Genomic DNA, 18,783 nt, shown 5'->3' with positions numbered 1-18,783 from the left:
ACGCGGGAAGCCTGACAACCCGTGGCGCCCTCAGGTTCATCGCGAGCAAGCTCGCTCCTACAACAGGACATAAAAAATCCCCCGGAATCTGATGATCACGGGGGATTTTTTATGTCCGGAGAGCTTTACCGCTGATGCACCAGATTCCCCGCCGCATAAGTCTGCAGCACAGTCCGGTCATCCCCCAGGGTCATCAACACAAACAATGTCTCGGCGATGTTATTGGCCTGCTTCAGGCGATAGCTCAGCAGCGGCGTGGCGTTGTAGTCCAGCACCAGGAAGTCGGCGTCGGTGCCCGGTTGCAGGTTGCCGATCTTGTCTTCCAGGCGCAGCGCACGGGCGCCGCCGAGGGTTGCCAGGTACAGCGACTTGAACGGGCTCAGGCGTGCGCCCTGCAGCTGCATGACCTTGTAGGCTTCGTTGAGGGTTTGCAGCAGCGAGAAACTGGTGCCGCCACCCACATCGGTGCCGATACCGACATTGAGCTTGTGCTTCTCGGCCATCGGCAGGTTGAACAGGCCGCTGCCGAGGAAGAAGTTCGAGGTCGGGCAGAACGAGATGGCCGAACCTGTTTCGGCCAGTCGCGCGCACTCGTCATCGCACAGGTGCACACCGTGGGCGAACACTGAGCGTTCGCCGAGCAACTGGTAGTGATCGTAGACGTCCAGGTAGCCCTTGCGCTCCGGGAAAAGCTCTTTGACCCACTCGATTTCCTTGAGGTTTTCGCTGATGTGGGTCTGCATGTACAGATCCGGGTACTCGGTCAGCAGCTGACCGGCCAGGGTCAGTTGTTCCGGGGTGCTGGTCGGTGCGAAGCGTGGGGTGACCGCGTAGTGCAGGCGACCCTTGCCGTGCCAGCGCTCGATCAGCGCCTTGCTTTCGACGTAGCTGGATTCGGCGGTGTCGGTCAGGTAGTCCGGGGCGTTGCGGTCCATCATCACCTTGCCGGCGATCATCCGCAGGTCGAGCTGCTCGGCCGCTTCGAAGAACGAGTTCACCGATTGCGGGTGCACGCTGCCGAATACCAGCGCAGTGGTGGTGCCGTTGCGCAGCAGTTCCTTGATGAAAATGTCCGCGACCTGGTCGGCGTGGGCCTTGTCGGCGAACTGGCTTTCGCACGGGAAAGTGTAGGTGTTGAGCCAGTCCAGCAGTTGCTCGCCATAGGCGCCGACCATGCCGGTTTGCGGCAGGTGGATGTGGGTGTCGATGAAGCCGGGGGTGATCAGTGCATCCTGGTAGTGGGTGATTTCGACGTCAGCCGGCAGGGTCGGCAGCAGTTCGCTGGCGTGACCGAGGGCGCTGATCTGGCCGTTATCCACAACCAGCAAGCCGTCTTCGAAATACTCGTAGGAGGCTTCGATGCCAACGACGGCTGGGTCGGCGATGCTGTGCAGGATGGCGGCGCGGTAGGCTTTGCGAGTCAGAGGCATGAGAATTCTCAGTTGGAGGCTTGGCTGCGGCGTGAGGCAGGCAGCAGTTTGGCAATCGATCCGGCGCTGGAGGTTTGCTGGCCGAAATTGGCGTTGTAGGTGGCGATGATTTCGCCCGCGATGGAGATGGCGATTTCCACAGGCAGCTTGCCTTTGACTTCACCGATGCCCATCGGGCAGCGCATGCGTTGCACGACGCTGTTGTCGAAACCGCGATCGCGCAGGCGATGTTCGAACTTCACCCGTTTGGTCTTCGAACCGATCAGGCCGAAGTAGGCGAAGTCGTTGCGCTTGAGGATCGCAGCGGTCAGTTCTAGGTCGAGTTGGTGGTTGTGGGTCATCACGATGTAGTAGCTTCCGGCTGGCAGATCATCGATTTCATCCACCGGTTCTTCGCTGACGATCTTGCGCACGCCATGGGGGATCTGCTCGGGGAATTCATCCTCCCGCGAATCGATCCAGCGCACCCGGCAAGGCAGGCTGGCCAGCAGTGGCACCAGCGCCCGGCCCACGTGGCCGGCACCGAACACGGCGATCTGCGCCTGTACCTGGCCCATCGGTTCGAACAGCAATACGGTCGCGCCACCGCAGCATTGGCCGAGGCTGGCGCCCAGGCTGAAGCGCTCCAGATGGGTGTCCTGCTTGCCGCTGGCGAGCATCTCGCGAGCGATCTTCATGGCCTTGTATTCCAGGTGCCCGCCACCGATGGTGTCGAAGCTCTGGCTCGCGCTGATGACCATCTTCGAGCCAGCGTTGCGCGGCGTCGAGCCGAGCTCTTCGATGATGGTAACCAGCACGCAGGGCTCACCCTGGTTTTGCAGGTCGGCGAGGGCGTCGATCCAGTTGTACATGTTCACCTCGACATCTGTGTGTCTGTTAGTCCGCCATCGCGAGCAAGCTCGCTCCCACATTGGATTTGTACAGGTCCATCAGTCAGCACATAACCCTGTGGGAGCGAGCTTGCTCGCGATAGCCGCACCTCGGTCCTAGAGCGAAGCCAACTCGGTCTCAGCCTCGACAGCCTTCGCCGCCTTCAACTGGCGCATCTGCTCACAGCCCCACAACACTCGCTCCGGTGTCGCCGGGGCGTCGATTTTCGGCTGATGCCTGTAATCGCCCAGGCTCGCCACGGCGTCCTTGATCGCACACCACGAGGCGATGCCGAGCATGAACGGCGGCTCGCCCACGGCCTTGGAATGGAACACCGTGTCTTCGGGGTTCTTGCGGTTTTCCACCAGCTTCACCCGCAGGTCCAGCGGCATGTCCGCCACGGCCGGGATCTTGTAGCTGGCCGGGCCGTTGGTCATCAGCTTGCCCTTGTTGTTCCACACCAGCTCTTCCATGGTCAGCCAGCCCATGCCCTGGATGAATCCGCCCTCGACCTGACCGATGTCGATGGCCGGGTTCAGCGAGGCGCCGACGTCGTGGAGAATGTCGGTGCGCAGCATCTTGTATTCGCCGGTCAGGGTGTCGACCAGCACTTCGCAGCACGCCGCACCAAAGGCGTAGTAGTAGAACGGCCGGCCACGGGCCTGGCTGCGGTCGTAGTAGATTTTCGGGGTCTTGTAGAAGCCGGTGCTCGACAGCGACACCTGGGCGAAATACGCCTGCTGGATCAGCGCTTCGAAGGTCAGGATGTGATCGCGAACCCGCACGTGGCCGTTGTGGAATTCCACGTCCTCTTCGCTGACCTTGTACTGGCGAGCCGCGAATTCCACCAGGCGTTGCTTGATGGTTTCAGCGGCGTTCTGCGCGGCCTTGCCGTTCAGGTCGGCGCCACTGGAAGCGGCAGTCGGCGAGGTGTTCGGTACTTTGTCGGTGTTGGTCGCGGTGATCTGCACGCGGTCCATTTCCACCTGAAACACTTCGGCCACGACTTGCGCGACCTTGGTGTTCAGGCCCTGGCCCATTTCGGTGCCACCGTGGTTCAAGTGGATGCTGCCGTCGGTGTAGACGTGCACCAGGGCGCCGGCCTGGTTGAGGAAGCTGGCGGTGAAGGAAATACCGAATTTCACCGGGGTCAGCGCCAGGCCCTTTTTCAGGATCGGGCTGTTGGCGTTGTAGCGACGGATCGCTTCGCGGCGCTCGGCATATTGGCTGCTTTCTTCCAGTTCCGCGGTCATTTCCTCGAGCATGTTGTGCTCGACAGTCTGGTAGTAGTGGGTGACGTTGCGCTCGGTCTTGCCGTAGTAGTTGGCCTTGCGCACCGCCAACGGATCAAGGGCCAAGTGACGGGCGATGGCATCCATCACTTCTTCGATGGCGACCATGCCTTGCGGGCCGCCGAAACCACGGTAGGCGGTGTTCGACGCGGTGTTGGTCTTGCAGCGGTGACCGTTGATGGTCGCATCGCCCAGGTAATACGAGTTGTCCGAGTGGAACATAGCGCGGTCGACGATCGACGCCGACAGGTCGGGGGAGCAACCGCAGTTGCCAGCCAGTTCCAGGTTGATACCGTGCAGGCGGCCGGTGCTGTCGAAGCCCACGTCGTACTCGACATAGAACGGGTGACGCTTGCCGGTCATCAGCATGTCTTCGACCCGTGGCAGACGCATCTTGGTCGGCTGGCCGGTGAGGTGCGCGATCACCGCGCACAGGCACGCAGGGCTGGCCGCCTGGGTTTCCTTGCCGCCGAAACCACCGCCCATGCGGCGCATGTCAACAACGATCTTGTTCATCGACACGTCCAGAACTTCGGCCACCAGCTTCTGCACTTCGGTGGGGTTCTGCGTGGAGCAGTAGACGATCATGCCCCCGTCTTCGGTCGGCATCACCGAAGAGATCTGGGTTTCCAGGTAGAAGTGTTCCTGGCCGCCAATATGCAGCGTGCCCTGGATGCGATGTTCGGCAGTGGCCAGCGCAGTGGCCGAATCGCCGCGTTTGTGGGTGTGGCTGTCGAGTACGAAGTGGCGCTTGCGCAGGGCTTCGACCACGTCCAGCACAGGTTCCAGGTCTTCGTATTCGATGATTGCGGCCATCGCTGCCTTGCGCGCGGTTTCCAGGTCTTTTGCTGCCACGGCGATCACTGGTTGACCGACGAATTGCACGGTATCGATCGCCAGCAGTGGATCGCCCGGCAGCAATGGACCGATGTCCTTCAGGCCCGGCACGTCTTCGTGGGTGATGGCGATGCGCACGCCTTCAAAGGCGTAGCAGGGCGAAGTGTCGATGCTGATGATCCGGGCGTGGGCACGGTCCGACATGCGCGCATAAACGTGCAACTGGTTCGGAAACTCCAGGCGGTCGTCGATGTACTGCGCTTCACCGGTCACATGTTTGGCGGCGCTGTCGTGCTTGACGCTGCGGCCGACACCGGTGGTCAGGTCCTTGGCGAACAGTTCAGCCAATTCGGCTTGGGTCTTCTCTACGGCGTGATGATTAGACATAAGCGGTCACTCGAGTCTCGATGTGCGGTGTTTGCAGTTCGATGAAGTACTTGCGCAGCAGGTTCTGTGCGCTGAGCAGGCGATATTCCTTGCTGGCACGGAAGTCCGAGAGCGGCGTGAAGTCTTCGGCCAGGGCAGCGCAGGCGCGTTCGACAGTGGCGTTGTTGAATGGCGAGCCGAGCAACGCGGCTTCGCAGGCAGCGGCGCGTTTCGGGATGGCGGCCATGCCGCCGAAGGCGACGCGGGCTTCAGCGACGACGCCGTTTTCCAGGCAAATGCTGAAGGCGGCGCAGACTGCCGAGATGTCATCGTCCAGGCGCTTGGAAACCTTGTAGGCGCGGAACAGTTTTTCGACGCTGGCGCGGGGCACGATGATCTTCTCGATGAACTCGCTTTCCTGGCGTGCCGTGACACGGTAATCGATGAAGTAATCTTCCAGCGCCAGGGTACGGCGGGTTTCGCCTTTGCACAGCACGATTTGCGCGCCGAGGGCGATCAGCAGGGGCGGCGAGTCACCAATTGGCGATGCGTTTCCGATGTTGCCGCCCAGGGTGCCTTGGTTGCGGATCTGCAAGGACGCGAAGCGGTGCAGCAATTCACCGAAGTCCGGGTACTCGGCGTTCAAGGCCTCGTAGCAATCGGACAGGGACGTGGCGGCGCCGATTTCCAGGCGATCGTCAAAGCGGTCGATGCGCTTCATCTCGGCGACGTTGCCGACGTAGATCATCACCGGCAGGGTGCGGTGGAACTGCGTGACTTCCAGCGCCAGGTCAGTACCGCCGGCCAGCAGGCGGGCTTGTGGATAAGCGTCGTAGAGGTCGGCCAGGTCGGCCACGGTCAGCGGCACCAGGCAGCGCTTGTCGCCGCTGTTGAGTTCGCCGATATCGGTCGGGGCAATGGCTTTGAGGCGTGCGATGGTGTCGGCCTCGCGGGCGTCGAACTGGTCCGGTTGCTTGGCGCAGCAGGACTGCTCGGCGGCTTCCAGGATCGGCCGGTAGCCGGTGCAACGGCAGAGGTTGCCGGCCAGTGCTTCGTGGGCCTTGGCATGATCCGGTGCATCGCTGTTCTTTTGCAGGGCAAACAGCGACATCACAAAGCCTGGGGTACAGAAGCCGCATTGCGAGCCGTGGCACTCGACCATGGCTTTCTGCACGCTGTGCAGTTCACCTTTGTGCTTGAGGTCCTCGACGCTGATCAGTTGCTTACCGTGCAGGGACGACACGAAGGTCAGGCACGAGTTGAGGCTGCGATAGCGAATGTGTTCGCGGCCGTCGTCATCAGTCTGCAATTCGCCGACCACCACGGTGCAGGCGCCGCAGTCACCGCTGGCGCAGCCTTCTTTGGTGCCGGGCTTGCCCACATGGTCGCGCAGATAATTGAGCACGGTCAGGTTCGGGTCCAGGGCGTGCTCGCTACGGAGTTCCTGGTTTAGTAAAAACTGGATCACGGAAGGCCTCGCAGACTCATTATTGTTGTTAACCGATAGGAACTGAATTTAGCAGGTCTGACTTTTCGGTCAATGATTTTCTGACTTAAAGGTCAGGAAATTGCAGTTTGTCGATTAACCACTTGTTCCTTAATTATTGTCGCTGGTTCGATAGCCTGCCTTTTTGCTTGAATTTGCTTGAATCGTGCCAAAAACCTCCGGGCGGGCACTCCGCCCTGACGCAGCAATTGCGCTACACTGCGCCGCTTGTACAGATCAAAGAGTTTGAAGGACAACCATGACGTTCAAGGCGCCGGACAGCCTCGCCGAGCAAATCGCTCACCACCTCGCCGAACGCATCATTCGCGGTGAAATGAAGCCCGGAGAGCGCATCCAGGAACAGAAGGTCACGCTGGCCCTCAACGTCAGCCGCGGTTCGGTCCGCGAGGCCTTGCTGATCCTCGAGCGTCGGCACCTGATCGCGATCCTGCCGCGACGTGGCGCCCACGTCACCGAGCTCACGCCGCACAAGGTGCAGAGCCTGTGCACGCTGATGAGCGAACTCTATATCCTGCTCGGTAACTCCGTGGCCAGCGGCTGGAAAACCCAGGCCGACATGGCGCCGTTCGTGCAGATCCAGCAACGCCTGACTGCCAGCTACGAGCGTCAGGACATCCGCACTTTCGTCGACGACAGTTTCAACGTGATGCGCGCCGCGTATCCGTTCGCCAACAACCCGTACTTGCAGGAGACAGTCGAGAATCTGCAGCCGGCCATGAGCCGTGCATATTTCCTCGCGCTGGACCAGCGCAAAGCGTCGATGAGCGAATTCCTCGAGCTGTTCGAGCGCTTGCTCGCTGCCGTGCTGGCCCGTGACTTTGTGCAGATTCGCGAAGTGCTGACGGCTTACGCCCAGCGCAGTTGCGATCTGGTGATATCCGCCTTGACGGACGCCTGATCTTGCGGCTCAAGTGCATCAAGCTGGCGGGGTTCAAATCCTTCGTCGACCCGACCACGGTGAACTTCCCCAGTAACATGGCGGCGGTGGTCGGGCCCAATGGCTGCGGCAAATCGAACATCATCGACGCCGTGCGCTGGGTGATGGGCGAGAGTTCGGCGAAGAACCTGCGCGGCGAATCGATGACCGACGTCATCTTCAACGGTTCCACCAGCCGCAAGCCGGTGAGCCAGGCGAGCATCGAACTGGTGTTCGACAACTCCGACGGCACCTTGCTCGGGGAGTACGCCGCTTATGCGGAAATCTCCATTCGCCGCAAAGTGACCCGCGACAGCCAGACTACCTATTACCTCAACGGCACCAAATGCCGGCGCCGCGACATCACCGACATCTTCCTCGGCACCGGCCTTGGCCCGCGCAGCTACTCGATCATCGAGCAGGGGATGATCTCCAAGCTGATCGAGTCCAAGCCCGAAGACCTGCGCAACTTCATCGAAGAAGCCGCGGGTATCTCCAAGTACAAGGAACGCCGGCGCGAGACGGAAAACCGCATCCGCCGCACCCACGAAAACCTTGAGCGCCTGACCGACCTGCGCGAAGAGCTTGAGCGTCAGCTCGAACGCTTGCACCGCCAGGCCGAGGCCGCCAAGAAGTATCAGGAACTCAAGGGCGAGGAGCGTCAGCTCAAGGCCCAGCTGTCGGCCCTGCGCTGGCAGGCGCTGAACGATCAGGTCGGCCAGCGTGAAGCGATCATCGGCAACCAGGAAGTTTCTTTCGAAGCCTTGGTGGCCGAACAGCGCAATGCCGACGCAAGCATCGAGCGCCTGCGTGACGGGCACCACGACCTGTCGGAGTGCTTCAACCTGGTGCAGGGGCGCTTCTACTCGGTCGGCGGCGACATTGCCCGGGTCGAGCAGAGCATCCAGCACGGTCAGCAGCGTTTGCGCCAATTGCAGGATGACCTGAAAGAGGCCGAGCGCGCGCGCCTGGAAACCGAATCGCACCTGGGCCACGACCGCACGTTGCTGCTGACCCTCGGCGAAGAGCTGGACATGCTCACCCCAGAGCAGGAAGTCACCAGCGCCGCCGCCGAAGAGGCCGCTGCCGCGCTGGAAGAATCCGAAACCACCATGCACGGCTGGCAAGAGCAGTGGGATACGTTCAACCTCACCGCCGCCGAGCCGCGCCGTCAGGCCGAAGTGCAGCAATCGCGGATCCAGCAGCTGGAAACCAGCCTGGAGCGCCTGGCCGATCGCCAGAAACGTCTTGGTGAAGAACGCGCTTTGCTCTCGGCGGACCCGGAAGACGCGGCGATCATGGCGCTCAGCGAGCAGCTCGCTGAATCCGAAGCGACCCTTGAGGATTTGCAGACCAGCGAAGAAGCTCAGGTCGAAAAGCTTGAGCAATTGCGTCAGGAGCTGCAGCAGGCGCTGTCGGCGCAACAACAGGCCCAGGGTGATTTGCAGCGGCTCAACGGTCGGCTGGCTTCGCTTGAAGCCTTGCAGCAAGCCGCGCTCGATCCGGGTACCGGTACCGCCGAATGGCTGCGCGAACAGAATCTTGCGAATCGCCCGCGCCTGGCCGAAGGCCTGAAGGTTGAGGCCGGTTGGGAACTGGCGGTGGAAACCGTGCTGGGTGCCGACCTGCAAGCGGTGCTGGTGGACGACTTCAACGATTTCGATCTGTCCGGGTTTGCCCAGGGCGACTTGCGCTTGCTCAGCCCGTCCAGCGATGGCGTACGGGTGCCGGGCAGCCTGCTGGACAAGGTCGAGGCGCAGCTCGATCTGTCGCCATGGCTGGGGCAGATCAAGCCGGTGGACAGTCTCGAACAGGCCTTGGCCTTGCGCAGTCAATTGGCTGCTGGGCAGAGCCTGATCAGCCGTGACGGTTACTGGGTCGGTCGGCATTTTCTGCGGGTCCGTCGGGCCAGTGAAGCGGAAAGCGGCGTGCTCGCCCGGGGTCAGGAAATCCAGCAATTGGGCCTGGAGCGCGAAGAGCGTGAAGCCGCTGTCGAAACCCTGGAAACCCGACTGCAGAATCTCAGGGCACAGCAGCGTCAGCAGGAGAACGGTCGCGAACATCTGCGCCGTTTGCTGCAGGACGAAGCCCGTCAGCAAGGTGAGTTGAAGGCTCAATTGTCTGCCGGCAAGGCCAAGGCCGAACAATTGACCCTGCGCCGTACCCGCCTCGACGAAGAGCTCCTCGAACTCGATGAGCAGCGAGCGCTGGAACACGAAAACATCGGCGAAGCGCGCCTGCAATTGCAGGAAGCCCTCGACAGCATGGCGCAGGACACCGAGCAGCGTGAGTTGCTGCTGGCCCAGCGCGACAGCCTGCGTGAGCGTCTGGACCGGGTGCGTCAGGAAGCGCGGCAGCACAAGGACCACGCCCATCAGCTGGCGGTGCGTCTGGGCTCGCTCAAGGCGCAGCATGATTCGACGCGCCAGGCGCTGGAGCGGCTGGAGATGCAGTCCGAGCGCCTGACTGAAAAACGCGAGCAACTGAGCCTCAATCTGGAGGAGGGCGAAGCGCCACTGGAAGAGCTGCGCCTGAAACTCGAGGAGTTGCTCGACAAGCGCATGACCGTCGACGAAGAGCTCAAGACCGCGCAGATCGCCCTCGAAGATGCCGACCGCGAACTGCGCGACGCCGAGAAGCGCCGCAGTCAGGCTGAACAGCAATCCCAGTTGATTCGCAGCCAGCTCGAAACCCAGCGCATGGAATGGCAAGCACTGACAGTGCGTCGCAAGACTTTGCAGGACCAATTGCTGGAAGACGGCTACGATCTCCACGGCGTACTCGCGACCCTGACTGCCGAGGCCAGCGAGAAGGAAGCAGAGGAAGAACTCGAGCGCATCGCCGCCAGGATCCAGCGTCTGGGCGCGATCAACCTGGCGGCCATCGATGAGTACCAGCAACAATCGGAGCGTAAGCGTTATCTGGATGCGCAGAACGACGATCTGGTGGAAGCCCTTGAAACCCTTGAGAACGTGATTCGCAAGATCGACAAGGAAACCCGCAACCGTTTCAAGGATACCTTTGATCAGATCAATGGCGGTTTACAGGCACTTTTCCCAAAAGTTTTCGGTGGAGGCCGCGCGTATTTGGAACTGACGGGCGAAGATCTACTCGATACAGGGGTAACAATCATGGCGCAGCCGCCAGGAAAGAAGAACAGCACCATCCATTTGCTCTCCGGCGGCGAAAAGGCCCTGACCGCATTGGCTCTGGTTTTTGCGATCTTCAAGTTGAACCCGGCGCCGTTCTGCATGCTCGATGAGGTTGACGCGCCACTGGATGACGCTAACGTTGGACGCTACGCGCGATTGGTAAAAGAGATGTCACAGACAGTGCAGTTCATCTATATCACCCACAACAAGATCGCCATGGAAATGGCCGAACAACTGATGGGTGTGACGATGCACGAACCCGGTTGTTCACGTCTGGTGGCGGTGGATGTCGAGGAGGCGATGGCGATGGTGGATGCCTGAGTCGTGGTTGTAGGAGGAGTGTTTGCGGTTTGTAGGACTCTCTTCCTGGCTTCGACTTGCTGGCCAATCGACATATTCGCGCTAGCCAACGTGGTAGACGGTGTAAAGTTGCCTTTGGTCGTGCTAGTTTAATGTCAATTTTTCGTATACGTGGGCAAAACGCCTGTCAGAACATAGAGTTGGCGCCACGTTTTAAAGCGGTTTGCAGGTTGTAAACCCCTTATTTTTCAGCATTTTTTATAGAGGCACGGGATTACATGGAAATCGGTCTGCGCGAGTGGCTGATCGTCATCGGCATTATTGTCATTGCCGGTATTCTTTTCGATGGCTGGCGCCGTATGCGCGGTGGCAAGGGAAAACTGAAGTTCCGTCTTGATCGAAGTCTGTCCAACCTGCCGGACGAGGACAGCAGCGCCGAGCTGCTGGGCCCGCCGCGCGTGCTGGACGCACATAAAGAGCCGCAACTGGACGAGCAGGATCTGCCATCGGTGAGCATGCCGGCCCGGGAGCCTCGCGAGTCGGGCTCCAAACGCGGCAAGCGTGGCCACAGCGAGCCTTCCCAGGGCGACATGAACCTCAGCCTGGATCTGGACGGCGGCCCGAGCTTCAGCAGTCGCGACGACGATTTCCCGGACGACACCAAATCCGCACCAGCGGTTAACGACAAGGATCAGCCGCAAGCCGAAGAAGTGCTGGTGATCAGCGTGATCTGCCGCGACGCTGCCGGCTTCAAGGGCCCGGCGCTGTTGCAGAACATTCTGGAAAGCGGCCTGCGTTTCGGCGAGATGGACATTTTCCACCGTCACGAAAGCATGGCCGGCAACGGTGAAGTGCTGTTCTCCATGGCCAACGCCGTCAAGCCTGGCGTATTCGACCTGGACGACATCGACCACTTCAGCACGCCGGCGGTGAGCTTCTTCCTGGGGCTGCCAGGCCCTCGCCATCCGAAGCAGGCCTTCGACGTGATGGTGGCAGCGGCGCGCAAATTGTCCCAGGAGCTCAACGGTGAGCTGAAGGACGACCAGCGCAGCGTACTGACCGCCCAGACGATCGAGCACTACCGTCAGCGCATTGTCGAGTTCGAACGCCGCGCCCTGACCCAGAAACGTTGATTGAAATGGTTATTCCCGCGCGGTGCGCGGGATGATCGGCAAAACAGATTGAGCAGCCTCGGCTGCTCTTTTGCTTTATGAGAGAACACCCATGACCGCCGCCAAGAACCGTATTTTAGAGCTGCGCGCTGAGCTGGATCAGCACAACTATCGTTACCACGTGCTTGATGAACCGAGCATTCCGGACGCCGAATACGACCGCTTGTTCAGCGAGCTCAAGGCGCTGGAAGCAGCCAATCCCGAACTGATCACCAGCGACTCGCCAACCCAGCGAGTGGGCAGCGCGGCGCTGTCGGCGTTTACCCAGGTGCGTCACGAAGTGCCGATGCTCAGTCTCGGTAACGCCTTCGAAGAAACCGACATGCGTGAGTTCGACCGCCGGGTGACCGAAGGCCTGGACCTGCCGGCGGGCGACCTGTTCGGTGGCGGCGCAACCGTTGAATATAGCTGTGAGCCCAAGCTCGATGGCCTGGCCGTCAGCCTGCTGTATCAGGATGGCGTGCTGGTGCGCGGCGCGACCCGCGGCGATGGCACCACCGGCGAAGACATCAGCGTCAACGTGCGCACCGTACGCAACATTCCGCTCAAGCTTCACGGCACCGGCTGGCCGGCGACCCTGGAAGTGCGCGGCGAAGTGTTCATGTCCAAGGCCGGTTTCGAGCGGCTCAACGCCACGCAACTGGAAGTCGGCGGCAAGACCTTTGCCAACCCGCGCAACGCGGCGGCGGGCAGTTTGCGCCAGCTGGACTCGAAGATCACCGCCAATCGCCCGCTGGAGTTCTGCTGCTACGGAATCGGCCAGGTGTCGGCGGACATCGCCGATACGCACATCGGTAATTTGCAGCAACTCCAGGCCTGGGGCATGCCGATCAGTCATGAGTTGAAACTGGCGCACGGCATCGCCGAGTGCCTGGATTACTACCGTGACATCGGTGAGCGTCGCAGCGCGCTGCCGTATGAAATCGACGGCGTGGTGTTCAAGGTCAACAGCATTGCCTCCCAGCGCGAACTGGGTTTCCGCGCCCGCGAACCGCGCTGGGCCATCGCCCACAAATTCCCGGCGATGGAAGAACTCACCGAGCTGCTCGATGTGGAATTCCAGGTCGGCCGCACCGGGGCGGTGACGCCGGTGGCGCGTCTGAAACCGGTCAAGGTCGCGGGCGTCACGGTGGCCAACGCCACCTTGCACAACATGGACGAAGTCGCGCGCCTGGGCCTGATGATCGGTGACACAGTGATCATCCGCCGTGCCGGTGACGTGATTCCGCAAGTGGTGCAAGTGGTCATGGAGCGTCGTCCGGAAAACGCCCGGCCAGTACAGATTCCCGAGCAATGTCCGGTGTGCGGTTCCCATGTCGAGCGCGCGCAACTGATCAAGCGCAGCAAAGGCCGCGAGACGGTCAGCGAAGGCGCGGTGTATCGCTGCGTCGGGCGTCTTGCCTGCGGTGCGCAATTGAAGCAGGCGATCATTCACTTCGTGTCGCGACGTGCGATGGACATCGAAGGTTTGGGCGACAAGAGTGTCGAGCAATTGGTGGATGAGGGCCTGGTAAGTTCGCCGGCCGATCTCTACGCGCTCAAGTTCGAAGACATTGTCGATCTTGAAGGTTTTGCCGAGGTATCGAGCAACAAACTGCTCAGTGCCATAGAAGACAGCAAGAAACCTGGCCTGGCGCGATTCATCTACGCCCTCGGGATTCCTGATGTCGGCGAGGAGACAGCCAAGGTGCTGGCACGCTCCCTGGGTTCGCTGGAGCGGGTGCAGCAGGCCTTGCCGCAGGTGCTGACGTACTTGCCGGATGTTGGCCTGGAAGTCGCGCATGAGATCCACAGCTTCTTCGAGGATGCGCATAACCGGCAGGTGATCGCTGATTTGCTCAAGCATGGTTTGCAGATTCAGGATCAGGGCGAATTGGGCGCCGAGTTTTCGGCGAGCACCACGCTGGGTGGTTTCCTCGACAAGCTGCATATTCCATTGGTCGGTCCAGGGGGCGCGCAGAAACTGGCGGACAAATTCGGCTCGCTGCAGGCGGTGATCGGCGCGGACTGGCTGGACATGCGCCAGGCGCTGCCGGAGAAACAGGCCAATTCCGTGCGTGAGTTCTTTGCGGTCGAGGCCAATCGCCAATTGGCCGAAGCGGCCGAAAAACAACTGGCCGATTTCGGCATGCATTGGCAGAGCGAGAAGAAGGTCGTCGAAGGCTTGCCGCTGGCCGGGCAGACCTGGGTGCTGACCGGCTCGCTGGAGCTGATGAGTCGCGATGTGGCCAAGGACAAACTCGAAAGCCTCGGTGCCAAGGTAGCGGGCTCCGTATCGGCCAAGACTCATTGTGTGGTGGCTGGACCGGGTGCCGGTTCGAAGTTGACCAAGGCCAATGAGCTGGGGTTGAAGGTGCTGGATGAAGAGGCGTTTGTCGAGTTTCTGCGCAAGCACGATATTTCGGTGTGAAGCCTTCGCGAGCAAGCCCGCTCCCACATTAGACCGCATTCCTCTGTGGGAGCGGGCTTGCTCGCGAAGGCGATTTCAGCAGCCCCGCAGAAAGCGGGAACGATCACCTCTCGGAAATGATCTAGTCTTGGCAAGCCCAGGGAGAGATCGCCATGTACCGTTTCTTCGAACAGCTCAGCTCGCGCATCGCCGCGCCGTTCATGGGCGAAAGTTCGCGCAACAGCAAGGTCTGGCCGTGTCGTTGCGGGCAGTCGCTGTTTTTTCGCAACAGTCAGTGCCTGGCCTGTTCGGCGGCGTTGGGTTATCAGCCGGAGCAAAGCCGTTTATCTTCGCTGCAACCGGCTGAACACCCCGACACCTGGTTGCTCGACGCCGATCCTGAGGCTGGTGCGGTCCGCCGCTGCGCCAATCTCGATTCACCTGCGGCGTGTAATTGGCTGCTCCCAGCCAATCATCACGAAACCTTGTGCATGGCTTGTAGCTTGAATCGCACGATTCCTGACCTGTCGATCACAGAAAACCACGAGCGCTGGCGCAAGGTGGAAACCGCCAAGCGGCGTCTGGTCGCGCAACTGCTCAGCCTGGGGTTACAGGTGATTCCCAAAACCGTCGATGAAGACACGGGCCTTGCCTTCGATTTCATCGGCGTGGACCTCGAAGACAAACCGCCCACTACCGGGCACGCCAATGGCCTGGTCACCCTCGATATCAAGGAAGCCGACGATGCGCACCGCGAGCAGGTGCGGGTGCAAATGCACGAACCCTATCGCACGCTGCTCGGGCATTTTCGTCACGAAGTCGGGCACTACTACTGGGATCGGTTGATTGCCCATGGCCAGTGGCTTGAGCCTTTTCGCGGATTGTTTGGCGATGAGCGCGCCAGCTATGCCGAAGCCCTCGAGCGGCATTATCAGCAGGGAGCACCGCTCGACTGGCAGCAGCACTGCGTCAGCGCCTACGCCACCATGCACCCGTGGGAAGACTGGGCGGAAACCTGGGCGCATTACCTGCACATGATGGATGCGGTGGACACCGCGCTGGGGTTTGGCATGAGTGCCCGGGAAATGGACTTCGACTATCAGCCGTTTCCGCCTCAAACCCTTTACGATCCGCAGCATCCCGGCGGCGCGGCGTTCCTGTCGTTCGTCAATGCCTGGATCGAACTGGCGGGCATGCTCAACGAATTGTCACGCAGCATGGGGCAGCCGGATTTCTATCCGTTCGTCCTGCCGCCATCGGTCATTGCCAAGCTGCACTTTATTCACCTGGTGATTCAGCAGGAGGGCGGCAGGGCGGACGAGGTGCTTGAGGCGCAATAGCAAGTGCTTGAAGCTCCTCATGTTTTTAATCCGAAACCAACGGTTGTAACTTCGCCTCAGATAGGTACAATGGCGCGGCTCGCCGACAGGTGAGCGTCGTTATGGTGACCCTATCGGTCCCCCCGCAACGATCAACCGTGAACCCGGTCAGGCCTGGAAGGGAGCAGCCGCAGCGGTGACATTGTGTGCCGGGGTGTGGCTGGTAGGGTTACCACCTATCTCTAGGTCCTTGAATTCTCAAGGATTTCTCGGTCAAAAAACTCGAAGTGTGACAGCGTTTAGGTACGTCGAAATGGTGCGCCGCACAGACGATCATAGCTGACCCTTTCTCGCCTCCAAGTGCTTCCATTCAAAGTTTAGGCTCCCCACCATCGCCTTTGCCTCCGCTGTGCGTTACCTAAAGTGTTCTAGAGAGCTTTTATCGTCTAAGCTTTGGGCGTGATATCGTTGAGCTATCATTGATCTGAAAAAGGGGGAGGGCTGCATGAGAAAGGTGTTGTTTTTGGCGGCTGTAGCGGCAGCAGTGGCGCTTTCAGGGAATGTTTATGCTCGTGGTAGTAGTTACGGCGGGAATTCTTCGTACAAATCTAGTTATTCTTATGGAAGTCGTTCTGATCATACTATCAGTGGGTATACGCGAAGCAATGGAACGTATGTCCGACCTTCCCATGCTACAAATCCAGATGCAACTAGGAATAATAACTATAGTACGAAGGGAAATTTGAATCCGTACACCGGAAAATACGGCACCAAGCCTCGCGATTGAGGGTGGTAATGAACTGCTGGTAAATCCTTCAAATAGTGCAGCATCGTGGGTGGCCCAAGCGGGCCTCCTCGAAGCATTGCTTGTTGCGAACTTTTTCTGTCCCTATTCCTGTTGGTTACCCTCCGAAAACTCCTCGGCTCAGGGTGTCTTTCTGTTGTTTATCCATCTGTCTCGATGTTCTTTGGTGCTGACCCGCAGGTATCCCCTTTTGGGTATTTTTTGTAGGAAGACCGCCTCGTAGTTAGATGTTTCACGCTCTAAAGAAAAGCCCTACATCAATCAAAGAAACATCCGATTTATCCCTGCCTTCTCCTTGCCTACCGTGCCCGTCCCTGCAGACAACACAAGGACAGATCAGGCATGAGGCGCTATCACATCACCGTCGGGGCAAAAACCACTGCCGACGGCACCGTGCGTACCGGTTGGGACTGCAGCACGATCAATGGTCAGGCTATGGCCCGCGAAGGCGATGAGGTCGATTGCCCGAAATGCGACAGCATCGGAAGGATTGTCTGTGACGGCCCGCGTCTGGTGGACCTGCTGGAGGAGCGTAACGCCGCTCTGGACGGTGACCTGTGCAAGTGCAAGTGCGACCCACCGCCGCGGCTGATTGCCAACCAGACCCTCAGTTGTCAAGAGATCGAGGGCGGCTTCGCGCCGCGTGCCCGAGCCACCGCTCAACCCGCTGCAGCGCCGCCCCCCAATCCCTCGCCAGTCGCACCGCAACAAACCGGCTTTTCGCCAACGCGGACAGCCCCCTCACCGTCTTTCAGCGAACTGCCAGGACTGGTCTGCCAGAACCTTTGGCGCGGGTATCAGCAACGAGCCGAAGCCATCGTCGCGCCAGGCGGCATTTTGATCGCCGACCCCAAGGCGCGAAATCGCGCGATCAATGCCGCTTACGCCCGGTTGTGGCTGGAGGATCAGCGTTTCCAGTGGGCGGGGCTGGCGGCCTTCGCCTCCAAGCAGGTGGGTTGTGGCCTGCTGCATGCCGCTGAATCGGTTGACAAGATGCAGGCGGAACATGAGGCGGTACAACGCTTGAAGAACAGCGCTAGGAAAGGCTTCTTTGGCTTGTTCGGCCAGAGTGAGCGAGACCGGCAGACAAAGTTGCGGGAGTTTGAGCAGGCGCAGCGGGACTACGAGCTAGCTGGCCGCAATAACCCGGTGCCGGGCAGCGACCTCGGGCGCGACGGTGAATCGTTGTCGTACGCGCAGCGGACTTACCAGTTCGTTTACGAAATGCTGGCCATGGGTAATACCACGCTGTTTCTGGATGTGTTTCCGCTGCATGCTTTTTACAAGGAGCGAGGGTTGAAGGCGCTTGAAACCTGCCTGCCTTCACGTAGCGACATATATGGGCATGGGCAGCATCCGGTGCTGTGGCCAATCACGCAGGAAACGCTAGAGTTCGGTATTGACCACGAGCAAATCCTGCAAGCATTCGAAGCCATTGAGGTTGGCAATATCGCCGAAAGTGTCGTGCACCTCGCTTGGCACGAACAGCAGAACATCCTGCAACCGGCGATGTACAGCGACCGAGGACTGGTGTGGTTGCTGCGCAGCAACCATGTTTCCTACATCACCGGCATCCCGTCCGGCGCCGCCGAAGCCATAGAACTGACGCTTGCCAGCCAGTGCCGCCCCAGCGCTGATGGGCGCACCATTGGCTTCGGCAGCAACCCCATTGCCGACCTGTCCGACATCCAACAACGCATGGCCTTCGTGCTCAGTGCCGCAGCGCAATTTGATGAGCTGCTACGGCGCTCTGATCGCCACTTGATCGAAAAGGCGATTCTGGACATCTGTGCTGGCCGGGGCGTGCGGTGAGCCTAAGACAGCGCATGGACTGGCGACGAGGCCTCCTTGCCCTGGCAGTCGCTGCCATTGTTACGGTGGTGGCGATTCAGGCGCTTTCGGATGATCCGGAAATTGCGCTGATGATTGGTGAGCCTTGGGAAAACATGCGACAGCGCTCCAGCGCGGCGATTGATCCAGCCATACCCGGGCATTTTTGGGGGGGAATGCCCAGATCAGATGCGCGCCTTCGTTTCCTGGATCCCCAGTTCGGATTCGTGACCCCACTCGCTCGTTTTTTCACGATCAGTTTCAACAGCGATCAATCAATCAGCAGTGTGCGGATGTCTCCGCAAATTGAGCCGCTACTGCTCGACGAAACGCTCAAGGTCGTACTGAATCTGCAGGAGCAATGGCGCCGAGGAGGCTGGACGCCAATTCGGACCGAGGACTTCCCGTCGTTCGAAGACACACAGCAATGGCGTGCTCGATTGCGAGATGTGAACAAAGGGGGCAAAGCTTATTGGCGAGCGGAGGACAAGTACCAGGTGATGCTGGTGGTTAATCGCTTCAGAGATTATCGGCATCCGTCCGAAGAGCGTTATCTCATCAAGCTGGGACTTGGCAAGGCGCGGGTTAGACCATAATC

The 18,783-nt window shown here is 60.1% G+C and carries 11 protein-coding genes and 1 other RNA gene; 8 read left to right on the top strand and 4 right to left on the bottom strand.

From position 1 onward, the window contains the following. Positions 1-125: 125 nt before the first annotated feature. The 4 genes from guaD to xdhA form a co-directional block, all read right to left on the bottom strand. Positions 126-1,430 carry a guanine deaminase gene (gene guaD, locus AC3WTM_RS09335; RefSeq protein WP_102668968.1) on the bottom strand — a complete coding sequence of 435 codons (1,305 nt, stop codon included), beginning with the start codon at positions 1,428-1,430 and terminating at the stop codon, positions 126-128. An 8-nt stretch (positions 1,431-1,438) separates the two neighbouring features. Beyond that, positions 1,439-2,281 carry a xanthine dehydrogenase accessory protein XdhC gene (gene xdhC / locus AC3WTM_RS09330; RefSeq protein ID WP_102668967.1) on the bottom strand — a complete coding sequence of 281 codons (843 nt, stop codon included), beginning with the start codon at positions 2,279-2,281 and terminating at the stop codon, positions 1,439-1,441. A 135-nt stretch (positions 2,282-2,416) separates the two neighbouring features. Continuing rightward, positions 2,417-4,816, bottom strand: coding sequence for a xanthine dehydrogenase molybdopterin binding subunit (gene xdhB / locus AC3WTM_RS09325; protein WP_102668966.1), 2,400 nt, complete (start codon positions 4,814-4,816; stop codon positions 2,417-2,419). After that, positions 4,809-6,263, bottom strand: a complete 1,455-nt coding sequence (gene xdhA / locus AC3WTM_RS09320; RefSeq protein WP_102668965.1) for a xanthine dehydrogenase small subunit — start codon at positions 6,261-6,263, stop codon at positions 4,809-4,811. Before xdhA ends, xdhB begins: the two co-directional genes overlap by 8 nt. Before the next feature lie 277 nt (positions 6,264-6,540). Between xdhA and AC3WTM_RS09315 the strand changes: the two genes are divergently transcribed. The 8 genes from AC3WTM_RS09315 (at position 6,541) to AC3WTM_RS09280 (ending at position 18,781) form a co-directional block, all read left to right on the top strand. Next, positions 6,541-7,200, top strand: coding sequence for a GntR family transcriptional regulator (locus AC3WTM_RS09315; RefSeq protein WP_102668964.1), 660 nt, complete (start codon positions 6,541-6,543; stop codon positions 7,198-7,200). Between the two features lie 2 nt (positions 7,201-7,202). Then, the gene (smc, locus tag AC3WTM_RS09310; protein ID WP_102668963.1) at positions 7,203-10,691 is read left to right on the top strand and encodes a chromosome segregation protein SMC; all 3,489 of its coding nucleotides are present in this window, start codon (positions 7,203-7,205) and stop codon (positions 10,689-10,691) included. 257 nt (positions 10,692-10,948) lie between these two features. Beyond that, complete coding sequence (gene zipA / locus AC3WTM_RS09305) at positions 10,949-11,803, top strand: cell division protein ZipA (RefSeq protein ID WP_008050196.1); 855 nt, start codon at positions 10,949-10,951, stop codon at positions 11,801-11,803. Between the two features lie 91 nt (positions 11,804-11,894). Continuing rightward, the gene (gene ligA / locus AC3WTM_RS09300) at positions 11,895-14,252 is read left to right on the top strand and encodes an NAD-dependent DNA ligase LigA (protein WP_102668962.1); all 2,358 of its coding nucleotides are present in this window, start codon (positions 11,895-11,897) and stop codon (positions 14,250-14,252) included. A gap of 152 nt (positions 14,253-14,404) precedes the next feature. Further along, positions 14,405-15,571: a zinc-binding metallopeptidase family protein gene (locus AC3WTM_RS09295; RefSeq protein ID WP_102668961.1), complete on the top strand. Its 1,167-nt coding sequence runs from the start codon at positions 14,405-14,407 to the stop codon at positions 15,569-15,571. 111 nt (positions 15,572-15,682) lie between these two features. Next, positions 15,683-15,779: signal recognition particle sRNA small type (ffs, locus tag AC3WTM_RS09290), an RNA gene on the top strand. A gap of 918 nt (positions 15,780-16,697) precedes the next feature. Beyond that, positions 16,698-18,167 (top strand): PAAR domain-containing protein, encoded by a 1,470-nt coding sequence (locus tag AC3WTM_RS09285; protein WP_102668959.1) that lies wholly within the window; start codon positions 16,698-16,700, stop codon positions 18,165-18,167. Then, positions 18,164-18,781 (top strand): hypothetical protein, encoded by a 618-nt coding sequence (locus AC3WTM_RS09280; protein ID WP_102668958.1) that lies wholly within the window; start codon positions 18,164-18,166, stop codon positions 18,779-18,781. Before AC3WTM_RS09285 ends, AC3WTM_RS09280 begins: the two co-directional genes overlap by 4 nt. Positions 18,782-18,783 lie beyond the last annotated feature (2 nt).

This window comes from Pseudomonas sp. EU05-FHT14B02 (assembly GCF_058791055.1).
The sequence above is the reverse complement of the archived record's forward strand: the minus strand, read 5'-3'. Positions and strand labels throughout refer to the sequence as shown.